Origin of the sequence: Ancylomarina sp. 16SWW S1-10-2 (genome assembly GCF_009669305.1) — a bacterium.
Classification (GTDB): Bacteria; Bacteroidota; Bacteroidia; order Bacteroidales; family Marinifilaceae; genus Ancylomarina.
In genome coordinates, this window is the sequence record NZ_SADB01000017.1 from 1 (window position 1) to 16,786 (window position 16,786).

General features: G+C 35.4%; 13 protein-coding genes and 5 tRNA genes. 3 read left to right on the top strand and 15 right to left on the bottom strand.

Features of this window, described 5'->3' with window-relative positions; translation table 11 throughout:
- The 14 genes from EMN46_RS13660 to EMN46_RS13725 all read right to left on the bottom strand — a co-directional run.
- The coding region (locus EMN46_RS13660) for a TRAP transporter large permease (protein ID WP_154201383.1) at nucleotides 1–1,190 on the bottom strand (1,190 nt) is incomplete at its 3' end.
- Nucleotides 1,190–1,663 (bottom strand): TRAP transporter small permease, encoded by a 474-nt coding sequence (locus EMN46_RS13665; RefSeq protein ID WP_154201384.1) that lies wholly within the window; start codon nucleotides 1,661–1,663, stop codon nucleotides 1,190–1,192. The genes EMN46_RS13660 and EMN46_RS13665, both read right to left, overlap by 1 nt.
- Before the next feature lie 13 nt (nucleotides 1,664–1,676).
- A complete protein-coding gene (locus EMN46_RS13670; protein WP_154201385.1) occupies nucleotides 1,677–2,669 on the bottom strand; it encodes a TRAP transporter substrate-binding protein in 993 nt (330 codons plus the stop codon).
- Nucleotides 2,670–2,792: 123 nt separating this feature from the next.
- Entirely contained in the window at nucleotides 2,793–3,977 is a 1,185-nt protein-coding gene (uxuA, locus tag EMN46_RS13675; protein WP_154201386.1) for a mannonate dehydratase, read from the bottom strand.
- Between the two features lie 106 nt (nucleotides 3,978–4,083).
- The gene (locus EMN46_RS13680) at nucleotides 4,084–4,923 is read right to left on the bottom strand and encodes an SDR family oxidoreductase (protein WP_154201387.1); all 840 of its coding nucleotides are present in this window, start codon (nucleotides 4,921–4,923) and stop codon (nucleotides 4,084–4,086) included.
- A 5-nt stretch (nucleotides 4,924–4,928) separates the two neighbouring features.
- Nucleotides 4,929–5,600: a bifunctional 4-hydroxy-2-oxoglutarate aldolase/2-dehydro-3-deoxy-phosphogluconate aldolase gene (locus EMN46_RS13685; RefSeq protein ID WP_154201388.1), complete on the bottom strand. Its 672-nt coding sequence runs from the start codon at nucleotides 5,598–5,600 to the stop codon at nucleotides 4,929–4,931.
- Between the two features lie 113 nt (nucleotides 5,601–5,713).
- Entirely contained in the window at nucleotides 5,714–6,751 is a 1,038-nt protein-coding gene (locus EMN46_RS13690) for a sugar kinase (protein WP_154201389.1), read from the bottom strand.
- A gap of 22 nt (nucleotides 6,752–6,773) precedes the next feature.
- Nucleotides 6,774–8,174 carry a glucuronate isomerase gene (gene uxaC / locus EMN46_RS13695; protein ID WP_154201390.1) on the bottom strand — a complete coding sequence of 467 codons (1,401 nt, stop codon included), beginning with the start codon at nucleotides 8,172–8,174 and terminating at the stop codon, nucleotides 6,774–6,776.
- 600 nt (nucleotides 8,175–8,774) lie between these two features.
- Nucleotides 8,775–8,859 (bottom strand) — tRNA-Ser (locus tag EMN46_RS13700).
- 11 nt (nucleotides 8,860–8,870) lie between these two features.
- Nucleotides 8,871–8,943 (bottom strand) — tRNA-Gly (locus EMN46_RS13705).
- Nucleotides 8,944–8,981: 38 nt separating this feature from the next.
- Nucleotides 8,982–9,063, bottom strand: a tRNA-Tyr gene (locus EMN46_RS13710).
- A gap of 21 nt (nucleotides 9,064–9,084) precedes the next feature.
- Nucleotides 9,085–9,157 (bottom strand) — tRNA-Gly (locus EMN46_RS13715).
- 58 nt (nucleotides 9,158–9,215) lie between these two features.
- Nucleotides 9,216–9,297: transfer RNA gene (locus EMN46_RS13720), tRNA-Tyr, on the bottom strand.
- Between the two features lie 626 nt (nucleotides 9,298–9,923).
- On the bottom strand, nucleotides 9,924–10,307 hold the full coding sequence (locus EMN46_RS13725; RefSeq protein WP_154201391.1) for an SRPBCC domain-containing protein: 384 nt from the start codon (nucleotides 10,305–10,307) through the stop codon (nucleotides 9,924–9,926).
- A 287-nt stretch (nucleotides 10,308–10,594) separates the two neighbouring features.
- Between EMN46_RS13725 and EMN46_RS13730 the strand changes: the two genes are divergently transcribed.
- Genes EMN46_RS13730 through EMN46_RS13740 form a run of 3 tightly spaced genes read left to right on the top strand, consistent with a single transcriptional unit; the run spans nucleotide 10,595 to nucleotide 14,483 of the window.
- Nucleotides 10,595–11,890 (top strand): dihydrolipoamide acetyltransferase family protein, encoded by a 1,296-nt coding sequence (locus tag EMN46_RS13730; RefSeq protein ID WP_154201392.1) that lies wholly within the window; start codon nucleotides 10,595–10,597, stop codon nucleotides 11,888–11,890.
- A gap of 33 nt (nucleotides 11,891–11,923) precedes the next feature.
- Nucleotides 11,924–13,966 (top strand): thiamine pyrophosphate-dependent enzyme, encoded by a 2,043-nt coding sequence (locus EMN46_RS13735; RefSeq protein WP_154201393.1) that lies wholly within the window; start codon nucleotides 11,924–11,926, stop codon nucleotides 13,964–13,966.
- Between the two features lie 10 nt (nucleotides 13,967–13,976).
- A complete protein-coding gene (locus EMN46_RS13740; RefSeq protein WP_154201394.1) occupies nucleotides 13,977–14,483 on the top strand; it encodes a flavodoxin in 507 nt (168 codons plus the stop codon).
- Between the two features lie 319 nt (nucleotides 14,484–14,802).
- Here the strand turns inward: EMN46_RS13740 and EMN46_RS13745 are convergent, their stop codons facing one another.
- Complete coding sequence (locus EMN46_RS13745; protein ID WP_154201395.1) at nucleotides 14,803–16,626, bottom strand: ABC transporter ATP-binding protein; 1,824 nt, start codon at nucleotides 16,624–16,626, stop codon at nucleotides 14,803–14,805.
- Nucleotides 16,627–16,786: the final 160 nt, after the last annotated feature.

The following is a 16,786-nucleotide window of genomic DNA, read 5'->3' on the forward strand; positions in this document are numbered from 1 at the left end:
AGTACAGCTGGAGTCATATCCATAAATACACCAACAACTAAAAGAATTAAATTAATCAGTAGTAAGATAACAATTGGATTATCGCTAAGTCCTAGTAAACCAGCACTTACATTTTGAGGGATATTTTCATAGGCCATAATCCATGATAARCCAATACAGGTTGCAACAAGGATTAATACAATTGCAGTGGTTTTTACCGAACCAAGTACGATTTTTGGAATATCCTTAACCGTAATTTCTTTGTAGATTAAGCTTAAAACAAGAGCGTAAAGAACGGCAACAGCAGAAGCTTCTGTGGCTGTAAAAAATCCAGCTATAATTCCACCAATTACAATAATTAGTAAAAATAAACTAGGAACAGCTTGCCATAAAATGTTTAGTCCTCTTTTAATACCCGCTTTTTTATTGCGTAATTTATAAGCAATAAAACCAATTACTAATACTGCTAGCGAAGTGCTAACTCCTTTAAATCCCGAAGGAGAAATCGCTTTAAGCATATTTAATGCATAAAGTACCGAAAGGATAAGTGCGACACCAATAAAAACTTTAAATAAGGTTTTAAACATGGCGCTAATGCCTTTRTTTTGATARATTGATATACACATTGCCGTTATCATGATTGAGAATCCGGTTAAGATTCCAGGAATATATCCTGCTAAGAAAAGGGCTGTAATAGAAGCACCACCACTCGCTAATGAGTATACAATTAGAATATTACTWGGAGGAATAGATAAACCTGTTGTGGCCGAAGCGATATTAACAGAAGCACTAAAGCTTTCGTCATAGCCTTCTTTTTTCATTTCGGGTCCCATAATGGCTCCAATGGCAGATGCAGAAGCTGCTGCCGAACCCGATATGGCACCAAATAACATGTTGGCAAAGACATTAACAAAGGCCAAACTTGCTGGCAATCTGCCCACCAAAACACGAGCTAAATTAATTAAGCGAATGGCGATGCCACCACTGTTCATTATATTTCCTGCGAGTATGAAAAAGGGGATTGCGAGGAGAGCAAAACTATCTAATCCGGTAGCCATTCTTTGTGCAAAAGTAGCAAATGCAGGTAAAGAGTCAATACTCACCAGCATGGTTAATATTCCAGAGATTCCGATGCTATAGGCAATAGGAACTCCGACTATCAGTAAGAATAAAAACGATACAATGAGTACTATAATTCCGATATATTCCATTAGTTTAATTCTTCTGCTGGTTCAACAATAAAWACAATTGAGTAGTAAAGGGTAATTAATCCGCTAAGGGGTAAAACAAGATAGATATAGCCCAAGGGAATTTGCAAAGCTGCTGAGTTGACCTGAAATTGAAAACGAGTAATTACCAACCAACTTCCGCCAATAATCATCACACTTAAAGCAAATAAAGCAATGCATACATTAATAAAACGAACTAAACGTTTTTGATTTGCCGGCGATGATTTTTGCAGGAGTAAATCGATTGCTAAATGCTCTTTCTGCCCCGCTACATAAGCAGCTCCTAATAAGCCAACCCATATAAGTAAAAATCCGGCTAATTCGTCGGTGAAAGAACTTGGAGCCGCTAATGCGTAACGGCTTAATACTTGCCAAAGCACATCGAGTACAAGAATGCACATGAGGCTAATAAGTATCTTTTCGAGTATTCGATCTAATTGATTTTTGAATGTCATAAGTTCTACAGGATTAGTCTTCTGTTGCTTGAATACGCTGGATTAATTGATACAGTTTTGGTTGATCCTGATAAGCGTCTAATAGAGGTTGTACACGTTCGGCAAATTTATCTTTTTTAGGATAGGTAATAATAACCCCATTTTCTTTCAACTTTCTTAAGGATTCCTCTTCCGAAGCTGCCCATAATTTACGCTCTTCAATTACCGATTTTTTAGCTGCTGCTTGTAACCATTTTTGTTGTTGATCGTTCAATTTATTCCAAACTACAGTGCTGATAATTAGAACATCGGGAACTCTAGTATGTTCATTTAAGGAGTAATACTTGCAAACTTCGTAATGATGTGAAGTATAAAGACTAGGTGGATTATTTTCTGCACCATCTACCACACCACTTTGAAGAGCGGTGTATAATTCTCCCCAAGAAATGGGTGTTGGAGAACCTCCCAAGGCTTTTACCATACTCATGGCAGTTTGGCTCTTCATCACTCGCATTTTTAATCCCTTTAAATCTTCAGGTGTTTCAATACTTTTATTTAAAGTATAAAAGCTTCTAGCACCAGCATCGTAAAAACACAAACCTTTCAAATTGAATTTTTCGGTAGAGGCTAATAATTCCTCACCAATGGGTCCATCCAAAACATTAAAAGCATGATGTTTAGAACGGAAAATATAAGGTAATCCAAGTACTTGATAGTTATTTGTAAAGCCTTCCATTACAGCCGCCGAAACTTTTGTAATTGCCAGACTTCCCAATTGTATCAATTCGACACATTGTTGTTCGGATCCCAATTGACCACTTGGATAAATTTCAAGGCTCATTTGTCCATCGGATATTTTTTCCAACTCTTTAGCCATATATAACATGGATTTATGAACTGGATGTGTTGGATCTAAACCGTGTGCTAACTTTAAAGTTTTATGCTGACTTACTTCCTGACAACTAAAAAGTAGAAAGCAAGAGATAATGCCTAAAAATAGCTTGGAAAATACTTGTGTTTTTTTCATGCCTTATTTGGAGCTAAAGATTGATTCTAATTCTTAATGGTTGAGATTATTAAGAATTAGAATTTTATATCAATTTAATTTCAAAATCATCTATATAAGATAGATTATGATGTTAGTTTGGTACTACTTAAGATTAGCCATTAATCCTTGTTCTAAACCTCTTAGTTCGGCTAAACCTTTCATTCTTCCGTAAAGAGAATATCCTGGGTTGGTTTTCTTTGGAAGGTCATCTAACATTTTATTTCCATGATCAGGACGCATAGGCATTTGCCAATCTTTTCTGCCAGATTCTTTACGTTCTTTTTCCTCAACTAATAATGCTCTCATTACAGCAGGAATGTCAATATCACCGTCGAACAAATACTCTTCTTCAAAATTTCCTTCAGCATCGCGTTTCACATTTCGTAGGTGAACAAAGTTGATTCTTGGAGCCAGTATTTTAGTCATTTCAGGTAAGTCATTAAAATGACCAGCACCAAAGGATCCAGTACACAAAGTGATACCATTCGAAACAGAATCAATAACTTTTGTTAGCTCTATTGCATCTTCAATTGTACTTACTACTCTAGGTAATCCAAGTAAAGCACGTGGTGGATCATCTGGGTGAATTGCCATTCTTACTCCAGCTTGTTCAGCCACAGGGATAATCTCACGTAAGAATTCGTGTAAATTTTTCTTTAGTTCTACAGCACCTATTCCTTTGTATCCATCCAATACTTTCTGAAAACTTTCTAATGTATAAGATTCTTCAGCTCCAGGTAGTCCAGCGATAACGTTTCTTGTAATTTTTTCGATATCTGCGGCCGACATGGCTTTGAATTTAGCCTCAGCTCTTTTCAAAATAGCTTCAGAATAATCTTTTCTTGAATTTTCTCTTTTTAGGATAAAAACATCAAAAGCTGCAAATATATCGATATCAAATTTAAGAGCATTAGATCCATCTCCCGATTCAAAAGCTAAATCGGTTCTAGACCAATCTAGTACTGGCATAAAATTGTAGCAGATAGTTTCGATACCACAAGCCCCAAGGTTTTTAATGCTTTCCTTGTAGTTTTCAATATATTGTTTGAAGTTCCAAGTTCTTTTTTTAATATCCTCGTGAACGGGAACACTTTCCACAACCGACCAACGAAGTCCGACTGCTTCAATTTCTGCAATTCTCTTTTTAATTTCTTTGATTGTCCAAACTTCTCCGTTTGGAATATGATGAAGAGCCGAAACTATTCCTGTTGCTCCAGTTTGCTTTATTTCTTGTAAAGAGATTGGGTCGTTAGGACCGTACCATCTCCATGTTTGTTCTAATGACATATTTTTTGTTTTAAAAGTGAATAAAACGGACAAGAGATGATTGAATTCTTGTTCCGTTTTATCACACTAACCTAACCTAATATATAAATGAAACTAAAAAGCCTAATTAAACGCCACTGTATGCACTAAATCCACCATCAACAGGAATTACAACACCTGTTACAAATGCTGACCAGTCTGATAATAGATAGAGTAGGGTTCCCTGTAATTCATCAGGAGTACCGTAACGTTCCATTGGTGTATTGTTGATGATTTTCACACCACGAGCAGTTGGCTCACCTGTTGCTTCATCAGTCAATAAAAAACGATTCTGATTTGTTAATAGGAAACCTGGAGCAATTGCATTAACACGAACACCCATTTTAGAAAAATGGACAGATAACCATTGAGTGAAATTATTAACCGCTGCTTTTGCAGCAGAATAAGCAGCAATTCGAGTTAATGGACGAAAAGAATTCATCGAAGATATGTTTACAATTGAACCTTCTTTCTTTTCGATCATATCCATTGAAAATACCATTGTTGGAAGAATCGTTCCTTTAAAATTTAAATCAAAAACTTTATCAAAACCTTCCATTTTCATTCCAAAGAAAGTCTCATCTAAGTTTTCAAGATCAGCATCTACCATTTGGTCTACACCAGATGTAGCCATAGGAGAATTCCCTCCAGCTCCATTGATAAGATAATCGATGCTTCCTAACTTGTTGTTGATGATTTTCTTAGCATTGATTAATGAATCTTTGTCGAGTACGCTTGCACCTACTCCTATAGAAGAGACATTGTATTCTTTCTCAATTTCCTTAGCTAATTTTTCAACAGCTTCAGCATTGATATCTACTAAGGCTGTTTTTACACCCATTGCAGCTAATGATTTTGCCATTTCTGAACAAATTACTCCGCCAGCTCCAGTTACAACAGCTACTTTATTTTTTAAATTGGTTTCCATATCTCTTATTTTTTAATTTCTTGAATAATTGAAAGTGCACTAGATGTTTTTTCTTCAATTGCTTTGTAATTGAATGAACCATCATCGTTTTTGATCATTAACTGAGATCCCATACCAACGCAATGCACGCCAGCATTAAACCATTGAGTTAGGTTCTCTCTTTCTGGTTTTACACCACCTGTTGGCATAATTGATGACCAAGGGAATGGACCTTTTACAGCTTTTACGAAATCTGGACCTCCAACTTGTGATCCAGGGAATATTTTAACCACTTCGGCACCCAATTCTTCTGCGTAAGAAATCTCAGTAAGTGAACCACAACCTGGCGACCATGCTACTTTTCTGCGATTACATACTTTTGCCATTTCAGCATTTAAAATTGGAGAAACTACAAAATTTGCTCCCAACTGAATGTATAATGAAGTCGTTCCTGCATCGATAACCGATCCAACACCTAGAATCATCTCTGGGCATTCTTTTGCAGACCATTTAATTAACTCTCCGAAAACCTCGTGAGCAAAATCGCCACGATTTACAAATTCGAATAAGCGTGCACCACCAGAGTAACAAGCTTTTAATATATTTTTACAAACTTCAATATCCGAATGAAAAAACACAGGAACCATACCTGTTTCTTTCATTTTTAATGCTACTTCTATTCTTGAAAATTTAGCCATTTCTATTTTAATTATGAAGTATAAGTTATGAATTATGAGTTGTCTTGCTCTATCAATAAGAGTATTAGATTTCTTTAATTCATAATTATTAATTCATCATTTATAATTTAATATTAACGTGCTACTCGTCCGGAAGCATCACCATTCATTAATTTTTCAACCTCTTCAACTGTAACTTGATTGTAGTCGCCATAAACAGTATGCTTTAAACAAGATGCAGCAACTGCAAAATTCAATGCGTTTTGGTCATTGTCTGGGTAAGTAAGTAAACCATAAATTAGTCCACCCATAAAAGAGTCACCACCACCAACACGATCAACAATGTGAGTAATTTGGTAGGTGTTATTTGCTTTGTAAAGTGTTTTACCATCATAAAGAACACCTGTCCAGCTATTGTGATTAGCACTTATTGATCCTCGCAAAGTGGTAATTACTTTTTTGCAACGAGGAAATTGTTTCATGATCTGTTTAGATACAGAAAGGTAAGCATCAGCTTCCACATGTCCACCGGTAACATCAAGACCTTCAGGACTAATTCCTAATACTTTTGCAGCATCTTCTTCGTTACCTAAAATCACATCACAACCCGCAACCAATTCTGGCATTACTTCACCTGCAGATTTGCCGTAGTTCCAAAGGTTTTTTCTGTAGTTTAAGTCTGTTGAAACAGTAATTCCTCTTTTGTTAGCCTCTTGAATTGCTTCTAAGCAAACATCAGCAGCTCCTTGAGAAATTGCAGGGGTAATTCCTGTCCAATGAAACCATGTTGCTCCTTTAAACACTTGATCCCAATCGATCATTCCCGATTCAATTTCTGAGATGGCTGAATGAGCTCTATCGTAAACAACTTTACTACCACGGCTTACAGCACCTGTTTCAAGAAAATAAATTCCCAAACGATCTCCACCCCATACAATATTGTCAACGTTTACACCATATTTTCGAAGGTCCATCATGCAGGCTCTTCCAATATCATTTTTTGGTAGACGACTTACGAAATCTACATCTAAACCATAATTTGCCAAAGAAACGGCAACGTTAGCTTCGCCACCACCATAGGTTGCATTAAAAGAATCAACCTGTGAGAATCTTGCATATCCTGGAGTTGCAAGTCTTAACATTATTTCACCGAAGGTTACTACTTTATTCATTGTGTATTTTGTCTGAGATTAATTAAAAATTGAAATATTTTTTTGCGTTATAATAGCAAATTCCTTGAACCACTTCTTTTAGCAATTCTTCGTTGTAGGGAATTAATCCTTTTTCAACGTCGTTCCCGATTAAATTACATAGAATTCTGCGGAAATATTCATGTCGACTGTAGCTTAGGAATGATCTTGAATCTGTAAGCATACCTACAAATCGGCTTAATAAGCCAAGATTAGAAAGTGTATTCATTTGCTTTTCCATTCCATCTTTCTGATCTAAAAACCACCATCCAGATCCCCATTGAATTTTACCAGCTGTTTTACCATCTTGAAAGTTGCCAATCATGGTTGCATACACTTCATTATGAGCTGGGTTTAAGTTATAAAGAATGGTTTTAGTTAGTTTTTCATCTTTTTCTAAACGGTTTAAAAATTTTGACAAATCTTCAGCAACTAACTTGTCAGTAATAGAGTCGAAACCTGTATCAGCTCCAAGTTTATTAAACATTCGAGTATTGTGGTTACGAGTTACACCTGCGTGAAATTGTTGTACCCATCCTTTTGAATGATCAAGTACAGCCAATTCGTAAAGCATTGCTGATTTAAATTTTAATTTTTCGGTTTCGTTTAGTTTATATGCTTTGCGGATTTTTAGAAATATTTCTGAAAATTCAAGAGCTGTGTAATCGGCTGAATAAAATTGATCTAATCCATGGTCTGAGGCTTTACATCCCATTTCAGCAAAGAAATCGTGACGTTTTTTAAGAGCTGTCAGTAAATCTTCAATCGTGTCGATTTTCATTTCAGCTACATTAGCTAGCTTGTCAATGTAAAGGTTGTATTCTGTTATATTATCAACAGCCATCGCTTTATCTGGACGCCAAGAAGGAACTACTTTTGTTTCAAAGCCCGAATCTTTAATGGCTTTGTGATATTCCAAAGAATCAGCAGGATCATCGGTGGTACCAATAACTTCTACATTGGCTTTGCGAATAAGACCTCTACTTGAAAATTCGGATGTGTTTAATTTGGCGTTGCATTCATCCCAAATTTCTTTGGCTGTATCTGGACTTAATATTTTTTCAATACCAAATGGCTTTTTTAATTCTAAATGTGTCCAGTGATATAGTGGGTTGCGAAGCGTATAAGGGACTGTTTTTGCCCAACTTTCGAATTTTTCCCAGTCGGAGGCTTTTCCGGTAATGTTTTCTTCATTAATACCATTGGCTCTTAAGGCCCTCCATTTGTAATGATCTCCATATAACCATATTTGAGTCATGTTCTCAAACTTTTTATCTTCAGCTATTTCTTTAGGATCTATATGACAATGGTAATCGATGATAGGAAGATCGGCAGCAAATTCATGATATAGTTTTTTTGCAGTTTCCGTTTCAAGTATAAAATCGTCGTCTAAAAACTTTTTCATTGTTATTGTATTATAAATTTCATTTCAACCGTTTCCGAACACGGTTATTTGAAAAATAAAAATTTAAATCGATTGTTTATGTGTTAGAAATACTTTTATTTATAAGCGTATCACGATGTCGTGTTCGTGCACGAAGATAAGAGATGTTTTTAATTTTTACAAATAAACTTTGGAATCAGAACAAAGATAAATTCTGTGGATATTGATTGTTTTAAGCTTGTAATTCCTATATGTAAGGGGCGAGAAGCTTTTTAAGAGTGAGAAATCGACGTCTTAAAATTTAAAAAAGGTACTTATTGATATGGAATCTAAGTGAAGTTTTAGGATTCGGTTCAAAAGTTAGGTCTTAAATTTGTTCACCTGAGAGTACACCTTACTATTGACTTTATTTGTGGTAGAGTGAATTGAGTGTAAATAAAAACGTGTAAATCAATAGATTTACAGCCTTTTGGATTAGGATGATTCCTAAATTGCGGAGAGAAGGTGATTGTTCCTCGTTTCTCGTCATGAATTTATTACGAACTCCCAAAGAGTTCTCATTCCATAAAATTCAGGACATAAAAAAAGGGAGTCTCAAATGAATGAAACTCCCTTTTTAAGCGGAGAGAGAGGGATTCGAACCCCCGGTACGTTGCCGCACAATAGTTTTCAAGACTACCGCATTCGACCACTCTGCCATCTCTCCAATAATAATTGAGCGGGAAACGAGACTCAAACTCGCGACCCTCAGCTTGGAAGGCTGATGCTCTATCAACTGAGCTATTCCCGCATACAAGAAACACGTTTGTTTCTCAAGTAATGTTAAAGTGGGGAGAGCAGGATTCGAACCTACGAAGACGAAGTCAGCAGAGTTACAGTCTGCCCCGGTTGGCCACTTTGGTATCTCCCCATTAAATTTGCAATAAAATTGAGCGGGAAACGAGACTCAAACTCGCGACCCTCAGCTTGGAAGGCTGATGCTCTATCAACTGAGCTATTCCCGCAGATCTTTAGCAGTTCATTCGATCGTTATCAAATGAATTTTGTTGCTTCAGAATGTTGTGGGAAGAGCAGGATTCGAACCTACGAAGACGAAGTCAGCGGAGTTACAGTCCGCCCCAGTTGGCCACTTTGGTATCTTCCCCAATTGCAACGTTTATAAGGGAACGTTTTCCCTCTATTGCGATGCAAATATAGATGCTTTCCCCGAATATACAAGCCTCCTAGAAACATTTTTTTGTAAAAAAAGTATTGGTTTTATGTAAGTGTTTGATTCCCTAGAGACTATTTAGAACTTTTTTTTTGAAAAAAATAAATCTTTTCTGTTTCAAGCTTTGAATGGATCTATTTGCTTCTCCTTTGTAGGAGCAATTGGTGTAAATTCTTAATGATTTGAAAATTCTGATATTCTGCTTGGAAAGTATCTCTTGGTTTTAATTTTATCAAAATGATAACTTATTTATTAGCAAATAATATCCTACTCACTAAAATTGTGAATAGAAGAACTATAAAAAATATGAAATTGTCCTAGTCTTATCTTTATCGATGACAAGACTGTATTTTTAGAATATGAATTAAGCCTGAGAATAATGATATGATCAAGTTTTGATAATTATTATTGATGTTTATATCAATTAAGTTGAGAAGATGACGAAGGACCGGCTTATTTATTCATTTTAAAATCGAATTAGGAGATCATATTTATAAATCCAAAAAAAAACCGCAATTCTATTGAATTGCGGTTTTTCTATATGTTATTTTTAAAATTTTCTAATAAAACTCTAAAAAGCTTTTCATTGAGCCTAAGTAATATTCGGTCCAACCTTCGATAATTTCATCATAGGCTTCATCAGGAATATTGGTGTGTGTTAATTCTAGAGAAGTGTTTTTTCCAACCTTTTTAAGTGTTATAGTTACTATTGAATCATGTTCTGTTTCGCCAAAGAACCATTCTTGTACTAATTTGTAATCTTTTACAACTTGAATGTTGCAGCCTGATATGTCACCATCCCATAAAGAAAAGACTGTTCCAACTTGATCATCCATTGTCGCTGGTTGTCCTGTCCATAGTTCAATTTGGAAGGAATTAGTCAGCGCATTAAATACTTCTTCTTGATTAGCTGATATCTCCAGTTTATAATTGTAATCCTTCATGCTGTTTTTTTTTATTTCAAGACAAAAATAATTTGAATAATAGATTTAGCTAACTATTTGAAGAGTTTTTTTATAAAACGTTTGTATTTCACACAATAATGTATTTTTTCGTTAATAAATATTCACTAACTTGTGGTTAAGTTATTTGTAATTAATTGATATACAATTGCTAATTCGTTTTGCTATTTAAACATTGCAAAAAAAGTAAATTATAAATAGTCTAAATAAAAATAATTAATATATTTGTTTATTATTTATAATGATTCTAACTAATAATTAAGAAATATATGTCAAGTTTTGAAATTCTAATGCCCAAGTTGGGAGAGAGTGTTCAGGAGGCAACGATCACTAAAATGTTTGTAAAGTTAAATGATGTTATCGAAGAGGATGACATGCTTTTTGAGATTGCTACAGACAAGGTAGATTCCGAGATTCCATCTCCAGTCTCAGGTAAAATTGTTGAGCTTCGCTTCAAAGAAGACGATGTTGTGCCTGTGGGAGAGATTGTTGCTATTGTTGATATGAGCGAGGATGCTGCAGATGCAGAACAGGTGCCTCAAGTCACAGAAAAGCTTGTTGTTGAGGAAATTGAAGAACAGGTTGTGAGTGATGTTGCTGAAATTAAATCTGATTCAGATCGTTTTTATTCTCCTTTGGTAAAGGCTATTGCTCAAAAAGAAAATATTTCCCAATCAGAATTAGATGCTATTGTAGGACATGGTAAAGATGGACGAGTTCAGAAAGAAGATATTCTGAAGTTTGTTGCTGAAAGACAAACGCCTACTAATATGGCAGTAGCTACTCCAGCAAAAGGGGATATAGTAAAACCACTTGCAAAAGTAGAAAAACCAAAAGTATCGATGTCAGTAGGTGCAAACGATCAAATTATAGAAATGGATCGTATGCGTCGAATTATTGCTGATCATATGGTTATGTCGAAACAAACTTCGCCACATGTTACAGCAATGGTCGAGGCTGATGTAACTGATATGGTGAATTGGAGGAATAAGATAAAAGATGAGTTTTTCGCTAAAGAGAAAACGAAGATTACTTTCTTGCCTATTATCATTGAGGCTGTTTCAAAAGCTTTGCGTGATTATCCAATGATTAATTCATCGGTTGATGATTATAAAATTATTGTCAAGAAAGATATAAATATTGGTGTAGCTGTTGCTTTACCTTCTGGGAATTTGATTGTACCTGTTATAAAGAATGCTGATCAGAAAAACCTTTTAGGTATAACTGTTGGTATGAATAATTTAGCTGATAAGGCTAGAAATAATAAGTTAGATGCAGACGATGTTTCGGGCGGAACATTTACGATTTCGAATTTTGGATCGTTCAAAAATGTAATGGGAACACCTATTATCAATCAACCTCAGGTTGCAATTCTTGCAGTAGGAACTATTGAGAAGAAACCAGCTGTATTAGAAACAGCAGCTGGCGATGTTATAGTGCCACGTCAGAAAATGTTTTTATCACTATCCTACGATCACCGTGTGGTTGATGGAGCTCTTGGTGGCGCTTTCTTGAGAAAGATTGCCGACTATTTGGAGGAATTTGATGTGACAAGAAACGTTTAAGAATAGAGTAATAAATCATTAATGACAATAACAATGACAGATAAGAAAAAATATAGCATAAAAGAAACATCTAAAAAGCAGCTTGCTGACTGGTTTAACTTAATGACTTTAGGTCGTGCTCTTGATGAGAAAGCACCTAATTATTTGAAACAAGCTATTGGCTGGTCTTACCATGCTCCTTATGCAGGTCACGATGGGATTCAATTAGCTATAGGTCAGGTTTTTGATAGAAAAACTGACCATCTTTTCCCATACTACCGCGATATGTTAACTTCACTATCGGCAGGTTTAACTGCTGAAGAAGTTATTTTCAATGGTATTTCAAAAGATACGGACGTAGCAGGTGGCGGACGACATATGTCGAATCACTTTGCAAAACCCGAATGGAATGTTCATAATGTTTCATCATGTACTGGTAATCATACATTGCATGCTGTAGGTATTGCAAGAGCTTTAAAATATTATAAAGGTAAAGGTGTTGCTATTAGTTCTCAGGGAGAATCTTCAGTTTCTGAAGGTTACGTTTATGAGGCAATTAATGGTGCATCGAAAGAGCAGTTGCCGGTTATTTTTGTAATCCAAGACAATGGTTATGGTATTTCAGTTCCTAAAAAAGACCAAACGGCTAATCGTAAGGTTGCTGATAACTTTAAAGGATTAAAGTACTTGAAGATATTCCATTGTAATGGTAAGGATGTTTTCGATTCGATGAATACCATGACTGAAGCAAAAGCTTATGCTGTTGAAAATCAAATGCCAGCTATTGTTCAAGCGAATTGTGTTCGTATGGGTGCTCACTCAAATTCAGATAAGCACGTCTTGTATCGTGATAATGCGGAGTTGAGTTATGTGGAAAAAAATGATCCTTTAGCTAAATTCCGTCGTCTGTTAATTCGATATAAGCGTTTTACAGAGGAAGAATTGGTAGCGATTGAAGCTGATGTAAAATTGCAGGTTAAGAAAGCACACCGTGCTGGTTTAACTGCTCCAGATCCAGATCCAAATTCCATACATGATTTTGTCATTCCTGATGCATATCCAGCAGCGAAATATCCTGAAGGACTTCATAACGAAACGGGCGAGCCTAAGAAATTAATCGAAGGTTTAAATGAAACTTTAAAGGCTGAATTCCGTCATAATCCGGATACTTTTATTTGGGGACAAGATATTGCCAATAAAGATAAGGGTGGTATTTTCAATGTATCAAAAGGGATGCAACAAGAGTTTGGTATTGAACGTGTATTTAATGCGCCTATTGCCGAAGACTTTATTATGGGTACTGCCAATGGAATGAGTCGTTATAACGATAATATTCGTATTGTGGTTGAAGGTGCTGAGTTTGCCGATTATTTTTGGCCAGCTATGGAGCAATTTGTTGAAACAACTCATGAATATTGGCGTACAAAAGGTCAATTTTCACCTAATATTACGGTAAGACTTGCTTCTGGAGGGTATATTGGTGGAGGTTTGTATCACTCTCAAAATATTGAAGGCGCTTTGGCAACTTTCCCTGGTGTTCGTATTGTTTATCCATCTTACGCTGATGATGCTGCAGGTTTACTTCGTACGTCGATTCGTTCTAAGGGTATGACTGTATTTATGGAGCCAAAGGCTTTATATAACGATCCTAAGGCGGCAGCTGTAGTTCCCGACGATTTTGAGGTGCCATTTGGTAAGGCTCGTGTTCGTCGTGAAGGTACCGATTTGACTATTGTTACTTATGGTAACACAACGCACATGTGTGTTGAGGTAGCTGATAAAATTGCTAAGGAATTAGGCAAAAATGTTGAGGTTATTGATCTACGTACACTTGTACCTTTGGATAAGGAAACGGTTATTAAGTCGGTTGCTAAGACCAATAAAGTTTTGGTTGTGCATGAAGATAAAGTTTTTGCTGGATTCGGTGGTGAAATTGCTGCAACGATTACTGAGGAAGCGTTTAAACATTTGGACGCTCCAGTAAGACGTGTCGGATCTACTTTTACACCAGTTGGATTTAATCGAATTTTGGAGAAAGCAACTCTTCCAAATATAGATAAAATTTATGTTGCGGCTAAGGATTTGTTAGATTATTAAAATTGAGATGATGACTAAAATTGGATTAATATACAGTTTCAATACCATTAAAACTTCGAAGAATGCTGAGAAGATAAAGAAAGCTTTTGGGAAAGAATTTGATGTTGAATTGGTAAATGTTGAGGAGATAGATGAAGAGAGCTTTTTAAGTTATAAAAATTTGGTGCTTGGCGTGCCAACTTGGTTCGATGGCGAATTACCTAACTATTGGGATGAATTTATGCCAGCCATTGAAGAATTTAAGTTGAAAGGAAAGAAAATAGCTCTTTTTGGTTTAGGCGATCAAGTGGGGTATGCAGAGAATTTTGTTGATGGTATTGGCTTATTAGCCACAGCTATGGAAAAACGTGGTGCTAAGCTTATTGGTTTAACTAGTTCTGAAGGTTATAATTTTGAACGTTCAGTTGCTATACGCGATGGGAAATTCTTAGGTTTGGCTCTTGATATTGAGAACCAGGCAGCTTTAACTGATGAGCGTATTAAGGCTTGGGTTGAGCAATTGAAGAAAGAATTTTAAGTTTTCAATTGATATTAAATGAAAAAGATGATCTATTATAGATCATCTTTTTTTTTATACTAGTCCTAAGAATCGGATTAATTTCAGGTTTATATGTAATTGTCATTCTGAACTTGTTTCAGAATCTTTACGATTGATTGTGATATTCTGAAATAAATTCAGGATGACGTTGGATTTTCATATTTATTGAAACTAATATCCTAGTATAAGAAAGAAAAGGGATTGAAGATTATTATAGCTAGAGCGAAAAGAAAAGTGATACAAAAAAAGATGATTCAATTAAGAATCATCTTTCCTTTATAAATATTTTATTTAAAGACTACAACATCTGCATATCATTAAGCTTCTTATAAGTTCCATTTAATTTAATAAGTTCATCATGCTTGCCTCGTTCAACAATTTCACCTTCGTGGAAAACACAAATCAAATCTGCATTCTTAATTGTAGATAAACGGTGAGCAATTACAATTGAAGTTCTGTTTCGCATCAACTTATCCAAAGCATCCTGTACCAAACGTTCTGACTCTGTATCAAGGGCAGAAGTTGCTTCATCAAGAATCATGATTGGAGGATTCTTAAGAACAGCTCGTGCAATACTTAAACGCTGACGTTGACCTCCAGAAAGTTTACCGCCACGATCACCAATATTAGTATAGTACCCCTCTTCAGTAGCTGTAATAAAGTCGTGAGCATTTGCAATTTTTGCTGCTGCTTCAACTTGTTCCTTTGTTGCATTCTCAACACCAAAAGCAATATTGCCGAAAATTGTATCATTGAATAGAATCGATTCCTGATTTACGTTACCCATTAGGTTACGTAGATCAGTTATTTTACAATTTCGAATATCTTCACCATCAACAAAAATTCCACCTTCAATCACATCGTAAAATCGAGGTAATAAATCTACGAAAGTTGTTTTCCCAGAACCCGATTGACCAACAAGAGCAATGGTTTTGCCTTTTGGAATTTTAAGATTAATATTTTTAAGAACTTGCTTTTCTCCATTGTATGAGAAACCAACATTTCTGTATTCAATCGCAGTTTCAAATTGACTAATCGATTTTGCATTGACCTTATCAACAATAGTTGACTCAGCTTCTAAAATTTGATCAATTCGATCCATAGCAGCCAATCCTTTTTGAATGCTGTATAAGGCTTTTGAAAATGCTTTAGCTGGGTTAATGATTGAATAAAACACAACCAAATAAGCTATAAATCCAGCACCATTCATGCCACCTTCACCAGTTAAGATTAAACGACCACCATACCAAAGTACAATCACAATCACTACAGTTCCTAAGAATTCACTTATGGGATGTGCTAGAATTCTTCGTCGCATTAGGCTGTTCATAATACGACGGTAGTCATTATTTTCTGTAGCAAATTTTGCAGATACCTTTTCTTCAGCAGTAAAGGCTTTGATAATTCGAAGACCTGAAAGTGTTTCTTCAATGGTTGAAAGTAGATCGCCCATCTTATTTTGTCCTAAACGCGACTTCTTTTTTAATGATTTTCCAATTCGACCAATAATATAGCCAGCAACGGGTAAAATGATGAAAGAGAAAAGTGTCATTTGTGGGCTCATAATAATCATTGTAACTAAGGCTACGATAATTAGAATTGGGTTCTTAATGAACATATCAAGTGAGTTCATTACAGAGTTTTCTACCTCTTGGACATCAGAAGTCGATCGTGAAATAATATCCCCTTTTTTTTCTTCTGTAAAGAAAGGAATCGGAAGGTTTACAATTTTGTCATAGATTTTTGTTCTAATATCTCTAACGACAGAGTTTCTAACTTGGACGGTGTGGTAAGAACCAAAGTACGTAAAAGTAACTTTGAAAAGTACCGCGATAAGTAATACAATACCCACAAACAGAAGTGTAGAGTCTGCACCATATTCAGCTTTTATAAGAGTTGTATAATAATAAAAATTGTGCTTTATCGCATCTACACTTGCTTCCCAAGGCACTTTGGTTACAATAACTTTTGTGTCATTGAAAAGAATTTCGAGAACAGGTTGCATCATTACAAAGGAGAATACGCCAAAGACTGCTGCAAGTAAGTTGTATACAAAACTCATGATTAAATCACTCTTATAGGGAGGGAGAAATCGTTGTAGTATTTTAATGAAATCTTTCATTTAAACTTTTAAATTGTTTCTAGTTTGAATCGGTTTTATTTTGTTTCTCCGGATTGAAGTAAATCAAAATAGCTGGTAAAAATACGATTCTTACTAGCTATTCGCAAAGATTTAGCAATATTTAGTGGTAGTTTAAAAAAGGCAACAGTAATGTAAAACA